The organism is Chitinophaga sp. (assembly GCF_017745275.1).
GTDB lineage: Bacteria > Bacteroidota > Bacteroidia > Chitinophagales > Chitinophagaceae > Chitinophaga.
In genome coordinates this window covers 333,535-357,837 of sequence record NZ_JAGHZS010000004.1, presented here as the reverse complement: position 1 = coordinate 357,837, position 24,303 = coordinate 333,535, and the positions used below count along the sequence as shown (strand labels likewise).

At 45.5% G+C, this 24,303-nt stretch carries 14 protein-coding genes; 9 read left to right on the top strand and 5 right to left on the bottom strand.

Annotated elements, in window-relative coordinates; all coding sequences use genetic code 11:
• Positions 1 to 39: 39 nt before the first annotated feature.
• Both J7623_RS14205 and J7623_RS14200 read right to left on the bottom strand, forming a co-directional pair.
• Positions 40 to 4,254 carry a two-component regulator propeller domain-containing protein gene (locus tag J7623_RS14205; protein ID WP_291921056.1) on the bottom strand — a complete coding sequence of 1,405 codons (4,215 nt, stop codon included), beginning with the start codon at positions 4,252 to 4,254 and terminating at the stop codon, positions 40 to 42.
• Positions 4,255 to 4,317: 63 nt separating this feature from the next.
• On the bottom strand, positions 4,318 to 6,768 hold the full coding sequence (locus J7623_RS14200; protein ID WP_291921054.1) for a glycoside hydrolase family 95 protein: 2,451 nt from the start codon (positions 6,766 to 6,768) through the stop codon (positions 4,318 to 4,320).
• Positions 6,769 to 7,101: 333 nt separating this feature from the next.
• On the opposite strand from J7623_RS14200, the gene J7623_RS14195 reads away from it, so the two are divergent.
• The 4 genes from J7623_RS14195 (at position 7,102) to J7623_RS14180 (ending at position 16,797) form a co-directional block, all read left to right on the top strand.
• Positions 7,102 to 11,247, top strand: coding sequence for a hybrid sensor histidine kinase/response regulator transcription factor (locus J7623_RS14195; RefSeq protein WP_291921052.1), 4,146 nt, complete (start codon positions 7,102 to 7,104; stop codon positions 11,245 to 11,247).
• Between the two features lie 215 nt (positions 11,248 to 11,462).
• Positions 11,463 to 12,920 carry a glycosyl hydrolase family 28 protein gene (locus J7623_RS14190; RefSeq protein ID WP_291921051.1) on the top strand — a complete coding sequence of 486 codons (1,458 nt, stop codon included), beginning with the start codon at positions 11,463 to 11,465 and terminating at the stop codon, positions 12,918 to 12,920.
• 51 nt (positions 12,921 to 12,971) lie between these two features.
• A complete protein-coding gene (locus tag J7623_RS14185) occupies positions 12,972 to 14,813 on the top strand; it encodes a glycoside hydrolase family 97 protein (RefSeq protein WP_291921049.1) in 1,842 nt (613 codons plus the stop codon).
• A gap of 34 nt (positions 14,814 to 14,847) precedes the next feature.
• The gene (locus J7623_RS14180; protein ID WP_291921047.1) at positions 14,848 to 16,797 is read left to right on the top strand and encodes an alginate lyase family protein; all 1,950 of its coding nucleotides are present in this window, start codon (positions 14,848 to 14,850) and stop codon (positions 16,795 to 16,797) included.
• Positions 16,798 to 16,884: 87 nt separating this feature from the next.
• On the opposite strand, the gene J7623_RS14175 is transcribed toward J7623_RS14180, so the two are convergent.
• The 3 genes from J7623_RS14175 to J7623_RS14165 all read right to left on the bottom strand — a co-directional run bounded on the left by J7623_RS14175 (position 16,885) and on the right by J7623_RS14165 (position 19,240).
• The gene (locus tag J7623_RS14175) at positions 16,885 to 17,514 is read right to left on the bottom strand and encodes a carbonic anhydrase family protein (protein ID WP_291921045.1); all 630 of its coding nucleotides are present in this window, start codon (positions 17,512 to 17,514) and stop codon (positions 16,885 to 16,887) included.
• A gap of 107 nt (positions 17,515 to 17,621) precedes the next feature.
• Positions 17,622 to 18,116, bottom strand: a complete 495-nt coding sequence (purE, locus tag J7623_RS14170; RefSeq protein ID WP_291921043.1) for a 5-(carboxyamino)imidazole ribonucleotide mutase — start codon at positions 18,114 to 18,116, stop codon at positions 17,622 to 17,624.
• A gap of 5 nt (positions 18,117 to 18,121) precedes the next feature.
• Entirely contained in the window at positions 18,122 to 19,240 is a 1,119-nt protein-coding gene (locus J7623_RS14165) for a 5-(carboxyamino)imidazole ribonucleotide synthase (protein ID WP_291921041.1), read from the bottom strand.
• A gap of 131 nt (positions 19,241 to 19,371) precedes the next feature.
• On the opposite strand from J7623_RS14165, the gene J7623_RS14160 reads away from it, so the two are divergent.
• The 5 genes from J7623_RS14160 to J7623_RS14140 all read left to right on the top strand — a co-directional run bounded on the left by J7623_RS14160 (position 19,372) and on the right by J7623_RS14140 (position 24,180).
• Positions 19,372 to 20,046 (top strand): TetR/AcrR family transcriptional regulator, encoded by a 675-nt coding sequence (locus tag J7623_RS14160; protein ID WP_291921038.1) that lies wholly within the window; start codon positions 19,372 to 19,374, stop codon positions 20,044 to 20,046.
• A gap of 239 nt (positions 20,047 to 20,285) precedes the next feature.
• Positions 20,286 to 20,843 (top strand): hypothetical protein, encoded by a 558-nt coding sequence (locus J7623_RS14155; protein ID WP_291921036.1) that lies wholly within the window; start codon positions 20,286 to 20,288, stop codon positions 20,841 to 20,843.
• Between the two features lie 405 nt (positions 20,844 to 21,248).
• Positions 21,249 to 22,169: a hypothetical protein gene (locus tag J7623_RS14150; protein ID WP_291921034.1), complete on the top strand. Its 921-nt coding sequence runs from the start codon at positions 21,249 to 21,251 to the stop codon at positions 22,167 to 22,169.
• Entirely contained in the window at positions 22,169 to 22,840 is a 672-nt protein-coding gene (locus tag J7623_RS14145; RefSeq protein WP_291921033.1) for a response regulator transcription factor, read from the top strand. The genes J7623_RS14150 and J7623_RS14145 overlap by 1 nt, the downstream gene beginning before the upstream one ends.
• Positions 22,841 to 22,848: 8 nt before the next feature.
• Positions 22,849 to 24,180 carry a HAMP domain-containing sensor histidine kinase gene (locus J7623_RS14140; protein ID WP_291921031.1) on the top strand — a complete coding sequence of 444 codons (1,332 nt, stop codon included), beginning with the start codon at positions 22,849 to 22,851 and terminating at the stop codon, positions 24,178 to 24,180.
• Positions 24,181 to 24,303 lie beyond the last annotated feature (123 nt).

Genomic DNA, 24,303 nt, shown 5'->3' with positions numbered 1-24,303 from the left:
TATTTTTGTGTGGTTTATCCCCGTAAAGACTAAATCCATTTAGTTGCCAGGATAAATAGATTCCTTGTCAACCGTGTATTGTTTTCCATAAACTTTACGGTACTTCCGGACATAGTCAGACGGGTTCATACCAAAAAGTTTATTGAATTGCTCCCGGAAATATTTAATATCCTTCATCCCCACGGTATATGCCGTTTCCTTAATACTAAAGTCGGTATTGATAAACAAATCCGCCGCTTTCCGGAGCCGGATGGACCGGATGAAAGTATTTACCGGCAGGCCGGAGACAGACTTTATTTTGCGAAGCAGGCTGGAGTGACTCATGCCTATTTCGCTAAGCAGCGTTTGAATACCAAATTCTTTATCTCTTAAATGCTTTTCAACGATGGAAATACATTTGTCTAACAATTCCTTATATTCAGGTGAAACCTTGAAATCATTTTTGTTAAGGGTGATCTCGCTGTAGAAATATTTCTGAAGCGTATTACGGTTCTTTAGCAGGTTGGCAATTTGTGCAACCAGCAGTTTGCTGTTGAAAGGTTTTACAACATAATCATCCGCCCCGCCTTCCAGTCCCTGTAGTTTGAGCTCATCAGAGGTAGCGCCGGTCAGTAAGATAACCGGGATGTGGCTTAACTGCCCATCTTCTTTAATTTCCCTGCAAAGCTCAATTCCATTCATTTCCTGCATTTGAATGTCGGAAATAACCAGGTCGGGCAAATACTTCTGCGCTATCAATAAACCAGTTTCTCCATTCTCCGCCTGGTATATTTTATAAGTGTCTTTGAGCAGGAGAGTAAGATATTGCCGGATGGATTCATCGTCATCTATCACCAGGATGGATTGCTTTTCGGAAACCAGTTCTGCTAAAGGCTCCCCATTTACGTCATTTTCCCCGGTTTCAGTGACTACTTTGAGTACTTCGGACAATTGCTGTGTGGCTACCGTTTCAGAAACAATAACATCTGTGCCATAGTGGGATTTCCCTTTTTGAAGCGTTAATGTAAAAGTGGCGCCCTGTGCTTCTTCACTTTCATAGGAAATGCTACCACCATGTTGCTGGGTAAGTTGTTTTACCAGGAAGAGGCCAATGCCAAATCCCGCTATGGAATTCGTTTTGGTACGTTCTGCTTTATAGAATTTATCAAAAATTTTTTCACCTGTATCAGAAGGAATACCTGCGCCATTGTCAGTTACTTTGATGGTCACGTGCTCCGCCAGGTCTTCCAATACCAGTTTTATGCTACCACCCGCTGGTGTGTATTTTAATGCGTTGGAAAGAAGATTATATAATATCGTCTCCAGTTTTTCTTTATCTGCATAAATGTCAAGGTATGTATCAGCGCAATCAAAAACGTAATGAATGTGCCGGGCTTTTGCCTGTTGTAAAAAGCATAGATACACTTCATATGCCAGGTGATGAAGATTGACGCGGCATGGATTTATTTTGTCCAGGCCACTTTCTGCCTTCCTGAATAAAAGCAATTGATCCACAAGGCTGAGCATTCGCCTGGCATTCCGGTAAATGATATTCAGTTCCTCTTTTTCTTTTTGTTCGTGATGCGCTTTGTCTAATAGCTCCTTAATTGGATTAATGATTAATGTCAGCGGTGTTCTGAATTCATGGGCGATATTGGTGAAGAAAGCAATTTTCTTTTCATTGCTTTCCCTTTCGCTCTGATCCAGGATTCTTTCTTTTTCGCGTTCGGCATGTTCTCGTTCTCTTTCTGCTCTTTCCTTTTCCAATTCTGTTTTCTCTATCGCCAATTCTGCGAAGCTCTTCTCTTTTTCCAAACGTTCGTTTGCTGCATTCAGCCTGGCAATTTTTATTTCATATTGCAGGCGGGTTTGCTTTGCACGGTATTGCAGGTAGAAATAGACGATTGCCGCGACGACCATGGCATACATCAAATATGCCCACCAGCTTCTGTACCAGGGAGGCTGGATCGTGATTTCAATTTTTACCTCTTCTTTATTCCACTGTCCTTCAGCATTGGTATTTTTAACCCTGAAGGTATAGGTACCCTCGGAAAGGTGACTGTAAACTACTTTCCGCGTATGGCCGCAGTAGATCCAGTTTTTGTCTGATCCCTGCATGTAATAGGCATATTGAATTTTATCGGCGGCAGAGTATTCCAGCGCTGCGAACTCAAATGAAAGCAGTGCTTTATTGTAAGGGATTTTAATACGCACAATACGATTGGAGTTGCTTTCGGTTTCAAGCGAGGTGTCTTCTTCCAGCGAAGTATTGGCTACTTTTACGCCTGTTAGAAAGAGGTCCGGATGATCATTGATACTAACAATGTTTTCCGGGCGAAATAAGGAAAAGCCCTTTATACCGCCAAACATCATTTCACCAGACCGCAATTTCAATGCGGCATGATAATTAAACTGGTTACTTTGCAGCCCATCTCCCTGGTAGTAGTTTTTGAATGTTTTATCCCGGGGGTTGAATTTGGCAATACCATTGAAGGTACTCATCCACAGGTTACCTGCTGCATCTTCAAGGATCGTTAAAATGGAATTGCTGCAAAGCCCCTCATCTGTGGTGTAACGGGCAAGCATCTTTCCCTGTTTCCTATCAAACAAAATTAATCCTCCTCCTTCTGTACCCATCCAGAAATTACCTGAGCGGTCTTCCATGATAACGTTGACGGGTTTACCAATGAAGTAGGAAATATGATTTTTGCCGGCTCTATCAATTTGAAACAGGTGATTGATACCCCCTCCCCAAAACACATGCTTGCTGTCTTCCTTCAACGAATACAAATCTTTCAACCTGTGATCAAATAATTCAAATGCTTTTTTCTGCCGGTTTAGTTTAAACAACCCATATTGCTGTGTGCTTAACCAGCAGTTTCCTGCTCCATCTTCCAGCAGGTTCGGGCCAACCGGGCATAATGTGAGCGTATCGTTCAGAGGGTCAATACACTTATAGTGTTCAAACTTTCCGTTGTTAAAACGATTCACTCCGCCCCGGTAAGTCGTTATCCAGGTGTTCTTTTCAGCATCGGTGTGAATATCGGTAACAAAATTGTCGCTTAGAGAATAAGGATTTCCATTTTCGTGGCAGTAACTGGTGAACGAGTTTAATTTCCTGTTCCAGATACTCAGGCCACTGCCATCTGTTCCGATCCATATATTATCGTCAGGCGCTTCGTGGAAGGATAAAATATAGTTGCTGATAAGTGTATTGGCGGCAGTAACACTGGAAGTAATATTTTGAAAGCGTTCTTTATTGGGGTCAATCACATTAATGCCTCCTCTTAAAGTGCCAATCCATTTTCGGAATTGTTTGTCGATCCAGATGGAGAAAACAGCATTGCTGGATAAAGCACCAGGCGCCGTTGTACCGGATAAAAATTGTACTCCATCGGTTACTGTATTTAAGATCACTACACCGCCTCCATTTGTTGCAATCCACAATTCGTGGTTATTGTTGGCTGTGATCCCGGCAACAGCGTTGTAGGTTAATTTTTTATTGGCGACATTATAAACTTTGTCGAAGGTATTAGCCGTAATGTTATACCGGAATAAGCCGTCATTTGATCCTATCCATAAATAGTCATTTGTGGCTTCCATGCAATCGGCGGACTTGATAGCTGCATTTACAAGTTTGGCTGTTTGGGTCTTATACTCATAAACGTATAAACCTTTACCGGAGATAAAGAGCCAGACGTTTTTATGCTTGTCTGCTTTGATGGCAGTAACATTGTACTGGAAACCGGGATCATCTTCCAGTGGTATGGTATAAGTTATGTTTTCGTTTTTGGAATAGCGTAACAACCCTTTGCCGGTGGTGGCAACAAACATATTGCCCTGTAGGTCTGGTTCAATTTTCCTGACAACCGCATTCAGTTGTTCCGCTTTTTTCTCCGCATTATAATAATAGAGATAAGAGAAATTATTAGACAGGCTGTTGTAAATACAGGCTCCCTGCCTGGTGCCTATCCATAAGTCTCCTTTCGTATCTTCACTGATCGTATTGATCCAGTTATTAATGAGTGTATGGTTGTTTTTGAAACTATTTCTAAAGATGCGGAATTCATATCCGTCATAACGGTTTAGCCCGTCGTAAGTACCGAACCACATAAACCCTTTTTTGTCCTGGTAGATACATCTCACAAAATTGTTCGACAATCCCTGGTCAATCCCCAGGTAGGTTCTTACCGGGTGGTCTGCAAAGCAGGTATACCAGAACAGCAGCAGGGAAGCTGTTACAAAGCAGGCTGTTTTTTTAAAAAATGACGTCATACAACACAGGAATTGGCTGATAAGCGGTGCAATTTGAGATCAGGGAATCCGGGACTCCGGGACTCACAGTACTTTTTCCAGGCGTTTTATCTTATAGCTTTTACCTTTTAGCGTTTGTAATTCATAGAGATAGCAGCTTCCGGAAGCCGTGGCTTTCGCGTTGCTACCCGGTATTATCACAGGAACGGGCGTACGAATTTTACAGGGTTCTCCATTGGCGGACCTGATGCTAAAATCTGTTAACCTGCCATTGTTCCAGCTGATGTCCACCTCAAAGCCTCCTCTTGCACGTAGTCCTTTTACTGTGCCGTTGGGCCATGCCGCAGGCAGGGCAGGCAGGATGTCCAATACATAGCCGTACGTACCATTGTTGGTGAGGTAGGTTTCATGGCTTTGCAGGAGCATTTCTGTGATGCCGCTGACTGCGCCGAAATTGCCATCGATCTGAAAAGGAGGATGAGCATCAAAAAGGTTGGGATAAGTACCCCCGGCATCGGCCATCACTGTTTGCAATTGGGTGGTAGGCCTGAGCTGGTAAGATAGCAGGTGGTGGGCATGATTCCCATCACGCAGCCTGGCCCAGAAGTTTTCCTTCCATGCAATAGACCATCCGGTACCGTCATCCCCTCTTAATTCCAGGGTTCGTTTAGCCGCGGCAGTAAGTTCAGGTGTTTTGAAGGCCGTTACCTGGTGACCGGGATGGAGCGGAAAAAGATGTGACACGTGACGGTGGTGAGGGTCGTTGGTATTGAGATCCCAATCTTTATTCCATTCCTCCAGTTGGCCTTCTTTTCCTATTTTCAAAGGGCTGATATTATCCCTGGCTGTGATTAGCTTTTGCCTGAAGGCTTCATCAGTATGGAGGATACGGCAAGCCATGGCCACGTTGTCGAACAAATCCCAAATAATGGCTTTTTCCATAGTGGCGCCTTCCGTAACATTTCCTTTTTGTTGGTTGTCTGTAATAAAATTATTTTCCGGAGATGTGGAAGGGGAGGTAACCCAGTGTCCTTCTTCGTCTGTAATCATCGTGGCCAGGTAGAATTCGGCGGCGCCTTTCATTACCGGGTAAACTTTTCTCAGGTAGTTAATATCTCTGCCGAAAGCATAGTGCTCCCATAAGTGCTGACATGCCCAGCCACTGCCGCCGGCGAATACCCCCCATGGCAGCGCCGCTCCCGGGCTTGTCCATCCCCATCCGTTGGTGGTGTAACCATAGTACCAGCCAGGCGTATCGGGTCCGAAGTATGCCCTGGCGGTTTTGGTGCCGGGAGCTACCAGTGCAGTAGTGAGCCGGATCATAGGATCATGCAGTTCTTCGAGGTGAGTAGGTTCTGCAGGCCAATAGTTCATCTGGTAATTGATATTGGACTTGTAATCACATTTCCATGGTAAATTGAACCCGTCGCCCCAGAGGCCTTGTGAATTAGATGGCAGCGGGTTCCCAGGGCGACTGGAAGATATCAGCAGGTATCGCCCATACTGGTAGAACATAGCGGCAAAACCGGGATCTTTTTTCCCATCGCCGTAATTTTTGAGTCGCTCATCAGTGGGGAGGGAGTCTGCAGCAGCGCCCAGGTTGATCTGCACCCTGTTGAAGAAGCGACGGTAATCAGCTACGTGGTCTGCTTTTAACCGGCCATATCCCTTACTGATGGCATGTTGCAGTTGCCGGGTTACTTTCCGGTGCGGATGTTCTCCTTTAAAGCCTTTATTATAATCCAGGATGTAAGACGTTCCACCTGTTACATAAATGGTAAGCTCGCTGGCTTTCGTGACGGTAATACTATCGTTGCTGCCGTTGATAATGCCATCTGTAATAACCGCCAGTTGTACTTCAAAGTCCAGTGTAGCACCGGTATTGCCTGTCATGATCAGTTTGTTGGGCGCTTCAAACCTGGTTTGCGACCTTTCTTTCCGGTTAAGAAGAATGCTGACTTCTACAGGTGTTTTTCCATTGGCGGTTATGTGATGTACTATTACGCTGTCCGGCGCACTGGAAAATGTTTCCCGTGTGTACCTGGTTCCGGGTTGCTGGTAGCTTACCCCGGAAATTGCCTGTCCGATATCAAGCCATCGCTTGTATGAACCGGCGGGTTGTGCCGCATTTTTAAAATGCAGAAAGATATCGCCCAAGGTTTGATAAGAGGAGTAATAAGGAGCAGACGACGTCATGTAACGGGCGGTAAGCTCCTGGGCTTCCTTATATCGTTGCTGCCGTATAGCGGTGCGGATGGTATCCAGGAATTTGTAGGCGTCTTTTCTGTCGGCCGCCGGTTGCGGATCACCGGACCAAACGGTAATATCATTCAGCTGTAAGCGATCATTTTCGATGCCGCCAAATACCATGGCGCCCAATGTTCCGTTGCCCACCGGCAATGCTTCGATCCATTCTTTTGCGGGAGATCTGTACCAAAGGGAAAGAGGTGGCTGTTGCCCACAGACTTCCCGTGAAATTATCAGTAGTGGAAAAATAGCAATAAAGATTTTAAATGTCAATTTGACGCTTAACATGGAAATTTAATTTTCTAACGTGGGAAAGGCATTTTTCTGCGGAACAGGTATCCCGGAAGAAAAGCCTGGTTGATTTATCAGCTGTATTGTAAAGACAGGACCGGACCGGCCACTTTTTTTGTGCCATCAGACCTGCCAGTGTTTCACAACCAAAATACAGCGGAATGAATTAAATAAGTGTCGTTTAGACAAAAATTACTATTATACACCCTGAATTATGAGAATGTCCCCCCTGACGATCATTTTTCATGGCGTAATTTAGCACCAGGAAGAGGGGGTAAACTCGTATTCTACCATCAACCAAAGCCACGTAGTATTTTTAATTTCCACGGGATGACAAAACTTGTAATGTGCTGTCTGCTATTTTTTGTGACCGCGTTCCACGTATCCGGATTCTCTGCGGGTAACAACCGTTATTATGTAATTTCTTACCTGGGCATAGAACAGGGGTTATCGAATAATGCCGTCCGTTGTGTATTCCAGGACCATAAAGGATTTATGTGGTTTGGTACTTACGATGGACTGAACAGGTACGATGGCAATGTATTCAAAGTATTCCGCAACAGTTTTAACGACAGCAGTTCCCTGGTAAATAACTGGATCTTTACCATCAATGAAGATTTGCAGTATAAATTATGGATAGGTACCAGGCAGGGAATTAATATTTATGATCCTGTTTCAGGAAAGTTCAGCAGTGTGAAATACCAGGTAGCCGGTACTGCCAGATGGGAGCGGATCACTGCCGTAGTACGGGATATTAAACGGGATGCGAAAGGTAATATGTGGATCGGAACGGAGCACCAGGGTTTGTTATTTTGCGCGGCGGGAACATATACCGCTGTGCAGTTACCGCTGTATGCAGCTAATCAGCGCCTGACCTCCTATGATGCCGGGAGTATTGAGATAGCCGGAAATGGAGAGACCTGGTGTTTTGTGCAGGGCAGAGGGTTATGCCGGCTGAACAAAAATGCTGCTGCAGTTCAGTTGGTGAACGACAGTTTGCCAACAGCTGATTGTATAAAAGCCGACAGAGACCTGTTATGGATAGGCACACCCAATGGATTGTTCAGGTATTCAATATCCATGAATCAATACCTGGAATCATTTACGGAGGAGAATGGAAAGTTGACGTACAACAAAGTATCCGGCCTGTATCTTGATAAATCCGGAAGGCTTTGGATAGCCACGAACGGAGGGGGTATCAATATCATTCAAACGGAATACGGAACCCCGGTAGAAAACATTCCTGCAGGTAATAATAACAATACCCTGGCCAGCGCCTCTGTGAGCACAATTTATGAAGATGCAGAAGGGCGTAAATGGATTGGCACATTAAGAGGCGGGGTCAATATCATTGATCCAAAGAAAGACAGGTTTCAGTCTGTGTTACATGATCCGCTGAACAGTAACAGCCTTGCCAGCAATTTTATTTTTGCATTTTGTGAAGAGAACGATGGTACCATCTGGGTAGGAACAGATGGGGGCGGGCTAAGCAGGTGGCGAAGGAAAGCCGGGCAGTTTACTGCCTTCAGTCATCAGCCGGGCGTGTCTACCTCTCTCAGCGATAATTTTATAACGAATGTGCATTGCGATAATAAGCAACACATCTGGGTATCCACATTTTGGGGAGGGATTAACAGGTTCGACAAACAAACCAATTCCTTTCGCCATTACCGGCTGATGTATAAAGACAGTGAAAAGGAGAGTAAAACAGTATATGTCTTGTATGAAGATAGCCATAACACTTTATGGGCGGGTACTTTCGGCAGAGGTGAGTTATATAAAGGCGCACTGTATCAATATGACCCGCAACAGGATATGTTTAAACTGGCAGACGACAAGTTAACGGACCTCTTTACAATGAAGGAAGACCACTCCGGGCAGCTATGGGCGGGGAACCTCCGCAGCCTGATAAAAGTTGATCCGCAGCATCACAACGACGTCTTCTATATGCTGGGCAACCCGGTAAGGGCCATTCATGAAGACCGCAAAGGCCACTTTTGGGTAGGGACAGAAGGTGGCGGGTTACTGTTGTTTGACCGTGCGCAAGGCAAAGTGCTAAAGCGATATACCGCCGCAGAAGGATTATGTAACAACGCCGTGCTCAATATCCTGGAAGATGAAGCGGGTGATCTCTGGATAAGTACGTTTTATGGTATCTCCCGGTTTAATACCAGCCGGGAAACATTTACTAACTACTACCAGGGAGATGGGCTTTCCGGCAACCAATTTAATTATAATGCTGCGCTGCGGCTCCAATCCGGGGAACTCATGTTTGGCGGCATCAAAGGGTTGAATATCTTCCGGCCATCTGATATCCGGCCATCTGATGAAAAACTCAACATGCGTTTCACGGACATTCGTGTGAATAATATGCCCATCGGACAAAAGGCAGATTATATTGAAACGCAACAGGGCGATGATCTTCGCAAAATTAAAGTACCCTACCGGGAAGCCGTTTTTACCTTCGATTTCGCAGCACTGGATTATTCTGCGCCCAATAAAATATCTTATGCGTATTATATGGACGGCTGGGATAAAAACTGGAACGAAGCCGGCAATACCAGAACTGCCACTTATACGCATCTCGCTGCAGGGCATTACACATTCCGGGTAAAGAGCACAAATACAGAAGGACAATGGACAGATAATGAGATCAGCCTGGAAATAGTGGTGCTGCCTCCCTGGTATGCTTCCTGGTGGGCATATATCATATACCTTGTTATGGCCATTATCCTGGTGGTAGTTTATATCAGCTATAAAACAAAACAACGCCGGTTGAAGTACCAGGTAGCCCTGGCCAATTTGAATACAGAGAAAGAAAGAGAACTCAATGAAAAAAAGATTGCCTTTTTTACCAATGTATCACATGAATTCCGCACGCCGCTTACATTGATCATCAACCCGGCAAAGGATCTGATGCAGGAGCAGGAAGTTAGCGGAAAGCAGCGGCGGGAGCTTACCACCATATATCGAAATGCCCGGCGCCTGCTACGTTTGCTGGATCAGTTGCTGTTGTTCAGGCGGGCAGATAGTGACATTGAGCAGTTAATCCCCTCCCGTATCAATTTCACTGAACTATGCCAGGACGTGTTTCAGTCGTTTGAACAGCAGGCGCAGTCGGCTGGTCAGACCTATTCTTTTGAGGGAAGCCAGGAGGAACTATGGATCACGGGCGACAGGGAAAAACTGGAGATAGCGCTTTTCAACCTGTTGTCAAATGCTTTTAAATATACACCTGCTGGCGGTAGCATTGCCATGAAGCTGCATTGCGCTGACAACCAGGTGTCAGTAACCATATCAGATACCGGGTGTGGCATTCCTGCCGGTAGCGGCGACAAAATATTTGAGAGATTCTATAGATCCGAAGGAAGTGGTGCGGCAGGGAAACCAGGTTTTGGCATAGGGTTGTACCTGGTGAAAAAGTTCGTATCACTGCACCAGGGGACAGTGAGCTTTGAAAGCAATGATGGCCGGGGCACCAGGTTTACGGTTGTTTTACCTTGCGGTGCTGATGATGTGAGCCAGGAGCCGGCTAATAACAACCAGGGCGATAAAACCCTTTTCCTGCAAACGATGTCAGAACCGCAACTGGAAGATGTTGTAGAGGAAGATCCGGAAGAAGAGGCGATTCCCACTGTGATAACATCCCGGCAAACAATGTTGATTGTAGATGACGATATACAGATACGTCAATATATTTCAGCCATGTTCCGGCCGGCATTTAATATTGAGGAAGCTGCCGATGGAAAGGAGGGACTTGAAAAAGCCATTGCCCTGCTGCCGGACGTTGTGATCAGCGATATCAGGATGGAAACAATGTCGGGCCTCGAACTTTGCAAAGCCATTAAACAGCATGCGCTGCTCAATCATATTCCTGTTATCCTGCTCACGGGCTCTTCACCGGAAGAGGGAAAGTTGGCAAGTGCAGAGGCAGGCAGCGACTACTACATCACCAAGCCTTTTGAAAAGGAGCTGTTGACTGCTACTGTAAATAGTGTTTTGCAAACAAGAGATAATCTGCGTAATTATTTCCTGAATGAAGTTACCCTCCGCAAAAATGACTTAAAAGTTTCCGGTCAGTATAAGCAGTTCGTAGAAGAATGTATTGCTATTGTAGAAGCAAATCTTGATAACGACGAGTTCAATATAAAGGTGCTGGCCCGGGAAATTGGTATGAGCTATTCTTCTGTATATAAAAAGATCCGGCTCGTTTCCGGGGAATCGCTGAGGGGATTTGTCCGCTTTATACGCCTGAGAAAAGCCGCAGAACTCATGATTAGCACAGACTTAAATGTCAATGAAATAGGTTTCCAGGTAGGTATAAATGACGTGAAATATTTCCGGGAGCAATTCAATAAGATATTTGGCATGAATCCTTCCGAGTACATCCGGCGTTACCGGAAAGCATTCGAGGATAAATATAAAGTAGAAAAAATAGAAACAAGAAAGAAAGGTATGGAACGGAAGAAATCCTGAATCCGGCGTATATACCCCCATACCCCCTCTGCAAATTGCAGGGGGAGTCTCCCTGAATTCACACTTCACCCCCCTTTTTATGCGAGTACTCCCCCTTATAGTTGGGAGCTGTTGATGTTTACTTTGCATGCTGGTTAGTCATAGGCCGCCAATGTAATATCAAAGAAGTTAAATGCCACGCATGGCTGATCAGCGCATACATAAACTTTCCACTGATGAATTTAGATTGGACATCCATTAAAGTAGCCGGTATTGCTTTTTGTGTAATGTTTTCGACAATTAGTATTGCGCAACAACCGCAGTTGTCGGTATATCCCTTCCCGGGGCAGGAAACAGGGAGTGCCGCACATAACCCTGATTTTACGGTAAAGGTCCGGCAGCCGGGCGGCCCATGGCAGGATTTATATGAGTATAATGTAAAGGTAGATGAGGTAAGAGGCGTAAATCATCATGTAGAAAATGCTTCTATGGTGGCCTTTGATTTTTTGGAAGAAGTGGAAGTAGCGGTAACCAGCAACAGGGAGAAAATCATTCACGCCGCCGTACGGCCGCTTTCATACGGCATTGACCACCAGGTAGTGAACAATACCGTTTATTTTCGTTTACATCAACCCAGGCATCTCTCCATTGAAATAAATGGTGATAAATTTCACAATCTCCATTTGTTTGCTAATCCCGTACCAGACGTGATCCCGGACCCCAAAGCAGATGACATCATCTATTTTGGGCCGGGGTTCCACGTATTGAAAGATGAGGTGTTGAAGGTCGCTTCCGGCAAAACGGTATACATCGCCGGTGGAGCAGTAGTAAAGGGGAGAATAGTAGTGGATAGTGTACGGGATGTGAAAATAACAGGCAGGGGAATTATTGAATCTCCCGGAAAGGAAGGCGTTACCATATCGCATGCGAAAAATGTGCTGGTGGAAGGTATTACGCTTACCCAATGCCCGATAGGCGGCTCCGATAGTATTATTGTCCGCAATGTAAAAAGCATCAGCGCATACAAATGGGGCGATGGTATGAATGTGTTTGCCAGCAGCCATATTTTGTATGATGGCGTCTTTTGTCGCAATTCGGACGACTGCACTACGGTGTATGCTACACGAAAGGGATTTACCGGTGGTTGCCGGAACATCACCATGCAACGGTCCATACTCTGGGCAGATGTAGCCCATCCCATACACATCGGCATTCATGGCAATACGCCCCATCCCGATACGATCGATAATGTACATTATATCGACATCGATATCCTGGAACACCAGGAGAGGCAGGTGGATTACCAGGGTTGTATGGCCATAAATGCAGGCGATAATAACCTGGTAAGAAATATATCTTTTGAAAATATCCGCGTAGAGAATATCAGGCGCGGACAACTGGTACACCTGCAGATTCCGTTTAATAAAAAGTATTGTACAGCACCTGGCAGAGGCATAGAAAATATACTGTTTAAAAATGTAACTTATAATGGTAATAGCCCGGAACTATCGATTATCACAGGCTACAGCGAAGACAGGAGAATCCATAATGTGGTATTCGAAAACCTGAAAATAAACGGTGTACTGATCGCTGATAACATGGCCGGGAAGCCAGGTTGGTATAAAACGGCAGATATGGCCAGGATGTTTGTAGGCGAGTTTGTAGACAGCCTGGTGTTCAGAAAAACAGAGTAACCCTGTAGACGGGCCACCTGCCCGCAATTGATTAACCGATAAAAATTGGAAATGAATAAAATGTTTTCTTTATTAAAATCATTGGGCATACCGGGGCTTACCTGCCTGTTGCTGCATGGGCCGCTTTCCGCTCAAAAGATATATTCTATAACATCTCCCGGCAACACGACGGTGTTGTCGATCAGCGCGCCGGGTGGAAAGCCCGGTTACCAGTTATCTTTCAAAGGAAAAAAAATTACAGGTTGGTCAGCACTGGATATTGCCATTGACGGCGTTTCTTTGAGCAACGCCAAAATTACCCGGTATGATAAACCCGTACGTCACCAGGAATCCATTGCAACTCCGCTGGGGGAGCAGGATACGCTGTTTTGTATTTATCAGCAGGCGAAGTTGTATCTGAAAACAACTGCAGGCCTTCCTGTGATCATCGATTTTCGTGTAATGGACAGCAGCATCGCCTTCCGGTACACAGTAGCCGTGGCAGACACCATGCAACACAGGCTCCGTGAATTTACTACCTTCTCATTTCCTGCTTCTCCGCTGCTGTATCAATATAATGAAGAATCTATTTTTACGCCAACGCGGGCGGATACTTTCCGTACTACTACAGACCTGCCGGTCACCATGGAATCAGCAGGAAATTATTACCAGGTAGGAGAGGCCGTGAACTTAAACTATACGAAAGCGGAATTGGCCCGGGGCATAGATGGTAATACGCTGATGATAAAATTTCCGAGGGATACTGCCGTGCTGTTTCATGGAAATATAAAAACACCGTGGAGAACCTTGAGTGTGGCCACTTCTGCTATTGCCCTCGCTCACTGCCGCAGCCTGAATACAAAGCTGGCAGATGCCCCCGGACCGGGAGATTTCTCGTGGATCAAACCTGGTAAACTTATCCGCGCTCAACTGAATACACAGAGCGGCCTGGATTGCATCGATTTTGCGGTGAAGCATCATTTTCAGTATATCATGTTTGATGCAGGATGGTATGGGGCTGAGTTCCGCTCGTCGTCTGATCCCACCCAGGTAATTCCGGCCATCGATATGCCGAAAGTGATTGCATACGGCAGAAAGCACCAGGTCGGCGTTATACTGTATGTAAATTATATAGGACTGAAAGCCAAACTGGATACTATTCTTCCGCTTTATAAACAGTGGGGTGTGGCGGGTCTTAAATTCGGTTTTGTAGATGGGCTTACCCAATCCGGCCTCACCTGGTTATCACAGGCAATAAAAAAGGTGCAGCAATATGGCTTTATACTTAACATCCACGATAATTATAAACCCACCGGCCTTAGCAGTACCTACCCGGCATTGTTAACACAGGAAGGTATCAGGGGGAATGAAAACAGTCCGGATGCTTTTCATACTACCACGCTTCCCTTCACCCGTTATTTTGCCGGCGCTGCAGATTATACTTATTGTTTCCCTAACTCAAAATATGATTTTTCAAAGCATATCAAAGTTTCAAAGGGACAGCAGCTGGCGCTGAGCGTAGTTTATTATAGCCCGCTGCAGGCCATATTCTGGTATGGTCAGCCTAATGATTATACCAATGAAGAAGAGATTGAATTCTACGACTACGTGCCCACTACCTGGAATGAATCGCATTACCTGGCGGGGGATATCGGTAAAGGTATAGCTATAGCGAGAAGGAAAGGAGATACCTGGTACCTTGGCTGCGCGGCGGGTCTGAACGACTGGCAGGCAGAGCTGAAGCTGTCTTTCCTCAAGCCCGGTGTTTCCTACATCGTAACTGTTTATGAAGATGACGGAAATCAATCTATTCGTAAGCGAACCATGCGGCTTACCAGCGGAGACAGGGTACCGGTAAAGTTATTGGCTAAAGGTGGACAGGCATTCATTTTCAGACCAGGTAATCATGAGTAGAGCGCTGATATTTTTATTTTTTTTTGCGATAAGAATGTCAACGTCCGCGCAGACGCCGGCATTTGTGCACCCGGGCTTGCTGCACAGCAGGGAGGATTTACGGAGGATGGGAGCTGCAGTTGCGCAGCAACGGTCACCCATATACGAAGGTTTTCTAGTGTTTAAAGAAAGCCCTTTCTCTCACTGTGATTACCAGTTGAAAGGGCCGCTACGGGAAGTAGGACGGAATCCTTCCATAGGCCATTCGGATTACGACAGTGATGCCAATGCAGCCTATCAGAATGCTGTGATGTGGGCTATTACCGGCGATAAACGTTATGCGCAAACGGCTATCCGCATCATTGATGCCTGGAGTGATACACTGCAGTCCGTAATCGGGAGGGATGCGGTGCTGATGGCCGGCCTGGGGCCCTTTAAAATGGTGAATGCCGCAGAGATCATGAGATACAGTGATGCCGGCTGGTCTGCTGCCGCTGTGAAACGTACAGAACAACATTTTCTCCGTGTAATCTATCCTGTTATTGCCGAATATGCACCGTTTGCCAATGGCAACTGGGATGATGCAGCGCTTAAAACGGTGATGGCCATCGGCATTTTTTGTAATGACCATGAAATTTTTGAGAAGGCGGTTCGCTATTATGTAAATGGCTGGGGTAACGGGAGTCTTACCCATTATATTATCAATGATGAAGGACAGGTGCAGGAAACAGGAAGAGATCAGGCACATACGCAGCTCGGAATCGGCATGCTGGCCGAATGCTGTGAAATGGCCTGGCATCAGGGGTTAGATCTATATGCTTATGCTAACAACCGCCTGTTGAAAGGGTTTGAGTACACAGCTAAGTACAACCTGGGTTATAACGATATACCCTACACGCCTATGATCGACCGCACCGGGAAATATCGTCATACGCGTCCTTCGGAAGCAGCGCGTGGAAAGCTGCGTGCAGTATATGAACAGGTGTATAATCATTATGTAAATAGAATGGGTCTACCGGCTCCATTTACAAAAGCGGCAGCGGATAAGCTGCGGCCGGAAGGGCCGGGAACTCCGGGTGCAGATCACCCCGGCTATGGTACTTTATTCTATACTATTAGCCCGGTCATTGATAAAATGGATACCGTTAATTTCTCTGTGGAGAGGCCGGCGGGATTGGTGTTACGGGCCACTACTGATACCGGGCTGTTGACATGGGTGAGCCTCCGCGGTGCTTCGTCTTATGTTATCAGGCGTGCGGAAAATAAAAAGGGTCACTATGTAAAAGCAGGTGTTACTGCAGGAAATTTTTTCCGCGACAGTAGTGTGAAAGAAGGTGTGATATTTTATTACACGGTTACCGGTATTCAGGATGGAAGGGAATCGGCGGCCTCATTGCCGGTATCTCTTGCCGGCGGCGGGCTTCCTCTGGGGTGGCACAATACCGACATTGGGAATACCGAAACATCCGGCTATGCGCAATACGATGGTAACGAGCTACGGATAGAAGCAGGAGGCAGGTTTACGGATAGTTTACCAACTGCTTTAAACTATACCTATAGAAAACTGAAGAAAAATGAAGAAGTGATTATCCGGGTGTGTCCGCAACCCAGTTCTCAATTTACGGCTGTGGGCCTGATGATCAGATCCAATCAGGAACCAGCCAGTACTTTTGCTGCCTGGATGCTTTACCCGGGTAAAGCAAAGGACATTGAGGCGCCGCAGTGGATGGTGCAACTGATGCAACGAAAACAGCCGGGAGCTGCTGTAGCTGTTTTAGCACAGCAACCGTTGAGGGAGCCTGCTGTTACCTATGGCCGTTTGACAGGCGCCTATTGGTTGAAAGTTACACGCTCAGGTAACCTTATAAAAGGGTGCGGGTCCTACAATGGGATTGACTGGGAGGAGTTGGGAACCATTGACTGGCCTGCCCGGAGAGCGGCTCTCATAGGAGTGGGGGCTGCTGCGAATATTTCCGGTAGTACTACTGTACGGGTCAGGATGTAGGCAGCAATGAAAGTCTTTGTTACAGACTTTCATTGCTCCTGGTTAATTTGACTATTTTGATGGCGATGGCTTATGTATAACTGAGCACTATTCCTCAAAGAAAGTTACTGCCCCGGTTTCCAGGTGGTAGATACCGCCTACCAGCATAATAGCGCCACTATCAGCCAGTTTTGTTATAATGGGACTTTCTGATTTTAGCTGTTTTATTACCTGGCGCACGTTATTTTCTGTTACATTCTTTACAAAGGCAGCATTCTTTCCGTTCCTGTTTTCAGCCGGGGTAGATGTCTCACTATCGATAGCCGGCTTTATCTTCTCCAGTAATGGCGTAAGATTCCCGAGCTGTACACCATCGCAGGCGCCTTTGATAGCGCCGCATTGCGTATGCCCGAGGACAACGATTATTTTTGAGCCAGCCAGTTGTGTGCCGAACTCCATGCTACCAAGAATATCCTGGTTGAGAACATTACCAGCAATGCGTATGCTGAATATATCTCCCAACCCCTGATCAAAGACAAGTTCTACAGAGGTACGTGAATCCATGCAGCTAAGTACTGTAGCAAATGGATACTGGCCGTCCCTTGTAGCGTTTACCTGGCTTAACAGATCTCTATTGGCCCTCAGGTTATTGACAAAACGTAAGTTGCCTTCTTTAAGATACTGAAGCGCCATTGCGGGTGTAAGGCTGCTTTGGGATTCCCTGGAATGCTTGTACATGTTTTAAGTTTTGAAGTGGTGCTACTAAGTTCAGCGGCCGGCAGGCAGGTATTGGAATTAACCGGCCTACCTGCCATAGCATTAAAGAAACTGGCGAAACCTTCCTATTAGATCTGATCTAATGTTTCATTTTGCTTGCTAACCTTATCGTAATTTTCTTTTTTTAATGCTGCAAGCATTTTCCTGAGTGCGCTGTTACCTGTTCCTAAAATCTGTACTGCCAATAAACCTGCGTTGCGCGCGCCATTAACGCCTACTGTGGCAACGGGAATGTCACCCGGCATCTGTACGATAGATAGGAGGGAATCCCAGCCGTCGAGAGAGTTTGAAGACTTAATAGGCACACCAATTACAGGAAGCGTAGTAATAGCAGCCACCATGCCTGGAAGATGCGCTGCACCACCAGCACCCGCGATGATGATCTTCAAACCACGTTCTTCAGCAGTAGCGGCGTATTCAAACATTTTTTGAGGGCTGCGATGTGCTGATACAACACTAAACTCGTAGCCTATATCAAACTTTTTTAAAACCTCTATTGCCTGGCGCATGATAGGGGCATCGGAGCTACTGCCCATAATGATGCCTACCTCTACTTGTTGCATATTTTTTAATTTAAAATTTTTCGTATTGTTTCAGCTTTCGCAATAACGTTTTCGATGGTATTGTCTGTGACAGTTAAATGCCCCACTTTCCGGCCGGGTCTTTTCCCTTCTTTTCCATACCAGTGAAGATGTGCTTCGGGTATGTCCAGGAGCCGCTTCACCTTTGCCTGCCTGTCAGCATTTAATGAGGTGCTTTCCAGTATATTCATCATTATAGACGGGAAGCGAAGCTCCGTATCGCCCAGCGGCAGTCCGAGTACGGCACGGAGTAATTGTTCATATTGTGAGGTAGTGCTGGCTTCTATCGTATGGTGGCCGCTATTGTGGGGCCTTGGCGCCAGTTCATTTACCAAAAGTTCATTGTCTTTTGTAACGAAGATTTCTACAGCAAGAATACCTACCAGCTTCAACGCATCTGCTATATCTTTAGCGATCGATATTGCCTTTTCCTGGAGTTCTTTGTCTATCCGGGCAGGTGCTATCTGGTGGTCAAGTATGAACTTTTCTTCAGAAAAGACCATCAACACGGGGTCATAGCATTTTATAACGCCCGCCTCGTTTCTCGCTACGATTACAGAAATTTCCTGTTTTATATCAACTAATTCTTCTACCACACATGGTGCATCAAAAGCAGATAGTATATCTTCCTTTGTTCTCAAAACCATTACTCCATATCCATCGTATCCGTCGCGACGCTTTTTAAGACAAACAGGTAGTTTTTGTTCGTATTGATACAGGTCATTTTTACCCCCGATGGCTTCACCAGGTACCACAGGTATATGATGTGACTGTAAGAACTGCTTTTGTGTAAATTTATCCTGTATTACCTCAATAGTATCGGGTGCCGGAAAAACTTTTACCCCTTGCTTTTCGAGCTGGCGCAAAGCCTTGATATTTACAGCTTCCTTTTCTATTGTAATAACATCGAGGTCCCTGCCAAATTCCAATACATCATCAAAAGAAGCCGGATCACCGGTGAAAAAAGAAGAAGTGTAACGTGAACAAGGCGCTAACGGGTCTTTGTCCATCACCGAAATATGGAGGCCAAGATCTATCGCATGCCGTATAATCATTGCTCCCAGCTGACCGCCTCCCAGGATTCCTAATTTCGAATTTTCAAGCATAATCTTCAATTGCGACGCAAAGATATAAAACTATTTTTAATGATAGTAATACTATTATTGTTTATAGTAAATTATAAAAACGGAGAGGAGTCTACTATTAAATCGTACTTTAGCCAACTAATTATTTAAGTATGGAGCTGCAGTTGCAGATAAAAATGAATGCCAGGCTTTACTTAAGAGATCCGGAGAGTACGGAACTGGGTCGTAATATCATTAAGCATGGTATAAAACTGATACATGATATAGGCTTTGAGGATTTTACTTTTAAAAAGCTGGCGACAGAAATCGGCACTACAGAGGCCAGCATCTACCGGTATTTTGAAAACAAGCACCGGTTACTTACCTATATTACTACCTGGTTCTGGACATGGCTGGAATACCAGTTGATATTTCACACTAACAACCTCAAACATCCAAGAGAAAAGATAGATATTGTTATAAAGTTGCTGACATTTGATGTGCAGGACAAATTTATTGTGGAGCACATTGACAAAAATATTTTGCACGGCATAGTCATCTGTGAAGGCGACAAAGCCTATCTTACAAAGAATGTTACGGAAGATAACAGGTCTATGTTATTCAAACCCTATAAAGATCTTTGCCATCGCATTGCGGAGATTTTCCTGGAGTTAAATCCTGAGTTTGCATTTCCACATTCATTGGCAAGTACCTTAATAGAAACCGCTCACCGGCAGATGTACTTCAAAGAATACCTGCCGCGTTTAACTGATTTTGGCAAATCCAAAGCAGTAAGACCATTAGTTGAATTTCTACAACACCTGGTATTCAAATCGCTGGACAATTGACGAAAGTGAATTAAAGATGCCGGCTCCCGTTTTATGTTGCATTCATATGGTTTGAAGCTATTCCTATGAGGTCAAAAGTTTTTGTTAACCACCCCTGTGCCTCGGCCACATTAAATGCTACCACTATAAGATTTGATTTTAATATGAGATTTATGGGAGAAATTTAAGCGGAAGATCCCGTTTTTCATTTTCGCTTCATCTTTGGCCGATAGTTTTGTCCTATCATCAAATCAGCAATTATGAAAACAATCGTATTAGCAACCGTCGCAGCTTTATGTTCAGGCGTTGCTTTCGCCCAGGACGCGAATGTTAAAACCAGCGCCAATGTAGTAGTAATTGGTCCGGCAAACAGCCAGGTAAGCAGTAATGCCGGGGCAGGAGCTTCCACAGGTACAGCAGCCGGAGCTGCAAAAGCCGGCATTTCCGCCACCACCAACACTACTGTAAGTACGGCCCATGAGGTTAAAGCAGCAGCAGCGCATGCAGCGGACGTTTCAACGCAAACCACTGCGAATGTCATCCAACATGCCGCAGCTGATTCCCGGCAGGCCGCAACCGTAACAGCTGCCACCGCTTCCAGCGTAAACAGCAGTGTTAACAGCAGCGTAAATAACACGGTTAACAATAGTGTAAATGGCAGTGCAAACGGTAGTGTAAACAGTAGCATAAAGGCCGCTGCCGGCAATCATGTAAACGGCAGCGTGCATAATACGGTTAATAGCGCTGTAAAGGTAAAACCGGCTCCCATACAGGTAAATACCCATTTGGGCACAAAAGCGGGGCTGAAGGTCTTGTAAATGTGCTTTAAAATATAGATTTTTGCCGGCAGCCAGTGGCATTAACAGTGGCTTTTCCTCCTTATTATGGTCAGAACTTTTCAATTGGTACTTTTCCTGCTACCTGCTTTGGTTTGCATGCAGCCCGCACGGGGTAATGGAAAAGTATTGTTCGGACCGCAATTGCCAGGAATAATGCTATATACCCACCTGGCTGCCGATAGTGTGCCAGCTACACACGGACCAGCTGAAAAACCAGTGGACAAACCCCTTGCACCGGAAGCATTACCGATAATCAAGGAAGTTCCAAAATCCAGAAGGGTAATAAAACCAATAGCTGTTCCTACTCCATTGCCCGTAAAACCTATCAGGATCATCAAACCAAAAATTATTACCAGAGGATTGATTTAAGGTAATATGTATGTTATGAGAGTTGCACTAATCACTGCATTCCTACTTGGAATGAGCACTACAACTGTGTACGCACAAACAAACGGGACGAAACAGGATACACTGGGCGGAAAAGAAATGAACGCGACAAAACAGGATTCAATCGTTGCGGAAGAATCGAAGAAGCCGGTAACGTTCACCCTGGGAGCACTGTATGCCAGCAATGCCAGCTATTACGGACAAACAGCCGTTAACCGGCTGCCATACGTAGCAGCAGCAGCCAGCCTGCAATTCAGGTCCGGATTTTATTTCACAGGTACCGCTTTCCGGCTGCTGAATGATTCCGTATCCGCTGTATCTGCCGGAAGCGCCGGCGCCGGATTTACTTTCCCTATCGGGAAAAAGTTTACAGCAGACCTGTCGTACAGCCATACCTTTTACCCGGAGAACTCAGCCTTCCTGCAGGCTGCCAACCCGGACAACGCAGCCGCCTCCCTGAAATATAAATACTGGATGACTACCGGGATAAACGCAGATTATGCTTTCGGGAAGCAACAGGACGTTTTTCTTACACTCAGTACAGAAAAACAGGTTTCACTGGGAAGCATCTGTAAAAATAAAGACTTGATCACGCTAACTCCTGCCCTGGAAGTGATTGGCGGTACCCAACACTTTTACCAGACCTACATCAGTGAGAAAGTATCAGAATTGTCGAAATTAGGACTACCCATCCCGAACCTGCCGGGATGGCCGCGAAATACCAGTACCAGCACTTCCACAAAAGAGAATACGAGCTTCGATCTACTCTCTTATAACCTGAAAGTACCACTGGCATATAACAGGGCGCACTATATGCTGCAACTGGAATATCAACTGTCAGTGCTAAGCGATAAAGCCCTTAGTGGTGCAGGTACCAGCCACTCTTTTTTTAACGGCAGTTTTTATTACCAGTTCTGATGAAAGTATTAATTGTAGAAGACGAGCAAATCATGGCCCAGGAAATGACTGCTTTCCTGAAAAGCGCCTATACCTGCGAAGTAGCAGGTAATGCCGCCGCTGCTATTAACAGGCTGGAAGAAGGATGCTGTGATTTCCTCCTGCTGGATTTAGGCCTGCCCGACATGGACGGCCTCCAGTTGCTGAAAGAGGCCCGCAAAATTTGCCCGGATGCGGCTATCATTATTCTTACCGCCCGCGGACAACTGGAAGATCGTATCAAAGGCCTCGATCTCGGAGCAGATGATTACCTGCCCAAACCATTCTCCCTGCTGGAGCTGCAATCCCGCATGCATGCCATTGCCCGGCGGAAATTCGCATTGCAGACAGCTACTATCCAGGTGGGCGACTTCCACCTGGACATCCAGAAACGCTGCATCTGCTTTCAGACTACAGATATCACCCTTTCCCGGAAAGAGTTCGATCTCCTGAGCTATATGGTGCTCCATAAAAACAGGCCACTCTCCAGGTTGCAACTAAGTGAACATATCTGGGGTGATTATGGAGATGCAGACTACGACTCTAATTTTATAGATGTGCACATCAAAAATATCAGGAAAAAACTCTCCGCCTATAGTACCGTGGAATGGTTAACAACCATACGCAATGTAGGCTACAAAGTAAAACTCTGACATCAATTATGCAGCTACAGGTTAAACTCACACTTTTTATAACACTGTCAAAAATGGCAGTGGCTGCCCTGTTTATCCTGCTGCTACCCAGGTTGATTGAAGATATCGCCTTCAAATACAACGATTATTACCTCCATGAACAGGAAAAAAAAGTATTGCTGGCCATCCGCAATAATGGTATTGAAACCTACCTGCAGGGAGAAGATAATTATGGCAGCTACACCATGCTGAAAGAAGAATATATCTCCCTCGAACCAGCAACATCCCACTATGCCGGCGATACCATCGAAACTGTAAAACGTATCGTAGAAAAAGATACCCTCACCTATAGAGTGTTGAGCCATCAGCTCCATGCCAACGGGAAAGACTATATGATGGAAATCGGCCGGAAGTATACTACTATCAGTCAATATAACCGCCCCCTGCAAAGAATGGCATTATATGTACTGGGCGCCCTCATCAGCATTACCATCATCACGGATCTTGTGTTCACCCGTTACCTTTTAAAACCACTGGGAAAAATCATACGCACCCGCCTCTTCCGCAGCAACTTTCCCTTTAAAGAACAGGGACCGCCAGTGAATACTACCACGGCGGATTTCAAGTACCTCGACAACTCCCTGGTGGCACTCATGAACCAAATAAACGTGGCCTTCGAAAAAGAAAGGGAATTTACCTCCAACGCATCCCATGAACTAATGACGCCCGTAAGTATCCTCCAGCATAAACTGGAAAACTTCCTGGCTGATGGTAACCTGGAAGATGAAGCACAATCAAAAATCATTAGCATGATGAGTACCCTGAACCGCCTTAAAAAGATCGTTCACTCATTACTGTTAATTTCCCGCATTGAGAACGAACAGTTCCCACGACAAGACAATGTGCGCCTGAATACCCTGGTACACCAGGTCGTTGAGGAATTGGAACACCGGACGGCAGCTAAAAATCTAGATGTAAAAATAGAACTGACAGCAACTGTTGTTCTCCGCCAGCTCAACCAGGACCTCATCTTTCAAATGATCTACAACCTCCTGAATAATGCTATCAAATTCAATACAACAAATGGCTCCATCCATATCAAAGAATACCTCACCCGCGATACCTATCACCTGATTATCCAGGATACAGGTATTGGTATGCCTGCCGCAGATCTGGAAAATATTTTCCACCGGTTTAGAAAACACAGCCATCGCAATAACGATGGATATGGCCTCGGTCTTTCTATCGTGAAAACAATTGCCGACTTCCATGATATCCTCATTAAAGTATCCTCCACACCAGGAGAGGGGAGCACGTTTACGTTGGTGTTCAACCTTCGCTCACAGAAGGCATCTGCATAAGTATATATCGTTATTGATGGCCCGGGATACAGGCAATTGCCGGATATGATCTTCGGAAAAAAAGAACAATAGCAAAAAACATCTTAAATTACCGGGGTAATGTTTGGAAAGAGCGGACCTGAT

What these genes read in the sequence shown, in the direction of transcription:
- J7623_RS14180 (WP_291921047.1), top strand. Translation starts at nt 14,848, where the DNA reads ATGTCAACGTCCGCGCAGACGCCGGCATTTGTGCACCCGGGCTTGCTG.
- J7623_RS14195 (WP_291921052.1), top strand. Translation starts at nt 7,102, where the DNA reads ATGACAAAACTTGTAATGTGCTGTCTGCTATTTTTTGTGACCGCGTTC.
- purE (WP_291921043.1), bottom strand. Translation starts at nt 18,116, where the DNA reads ATGCAACAAGTAGAGGTAGGCATCATTATGGGCAGTAGCTCCGATGCC.
- J7623_RS14175 (WP_291921045.1), bottom strand. Translation starts at nt 17,514, where the DNA reads ATGTACAAGCATTCCAGGGAATCCCAAAGCAGCCTTACACCCGCAATG.
- J7623_RS14160 (WP_291921038.1), top strand. Translation starts at nt 19,372, where the DNA reads ATGGAGCTGCAGTTGCAGATAAAAATGAATGCCAGGCTTTACTTAAGA.
- J7623_RS14190 (WP_291921051.1), top strand. Translation starts at nt 11,463, where the DNA reads ATGAATTTAGATTGGACATCCATTAAAGTAGCCGGTATTGCTTTTTGT.
- J7623_RS14205 (WP_291921056.1), bottom strand. Translation starts at nt 4,254, where the DNA reads ATGACGTCATTTTTTAAAAAAACAGCCTGCTTTGTAACAGCTTCCCTG.
- J7623_RS14140 (WP_291921031.1), top strand. Translation starts at nt 22,849, where the DNA reads ATGCAGCTACAGGTTAAACTCACACTTTTTATAACACTGTCAAAAATG.
- J7623_RS14150 (WP_291921034.1), top strand. Translation starts at nt 21,249, where the DNA reads ATGAGAGTTGCACTAATCACTGCATTCCTACTTGGAATGAGCACTACA.
- J7623_RS14200 (WP_291921054.1), bottom strand. Translation starts at nt 6,768, where the DNA reads ATGTTAAGCGTCAAATTGACATTTAAAATCTTTATTGCTATTTTTCCA.
- J7623_RS14145 (WP_291921033.1), top strand. Translation starts at nt 22,169, where the DNA reads ATGAAAGTATTAATTGTAGAAGACGAGCAAATCATGGCCCAGGAAATG.
- J7623_RS14185 (WP_291921049.1), top strand. Translation starts at nt 12,972, where the DNA reads ATGAATAAAATGTTTTCTTTATTAAAATCATTGGGCATACCGGGGCTT.
- J7623_RS14165 (WP_291921041.1), bottom strand. Translation starts at nt 19,240, where the DNA reads ATGCTTGAAAATTCGAAATTAGGAATCCTGGGAGGCGGTCAGCTGGGA.
- J7623_RS14155 (WP_291921036.1), top strand. Translation starts at nt 20,286, where the DNA reads ATGAAAACAATCGTATTAGCAACCGTCGCAGCTTTATGTTCAGGCGTT.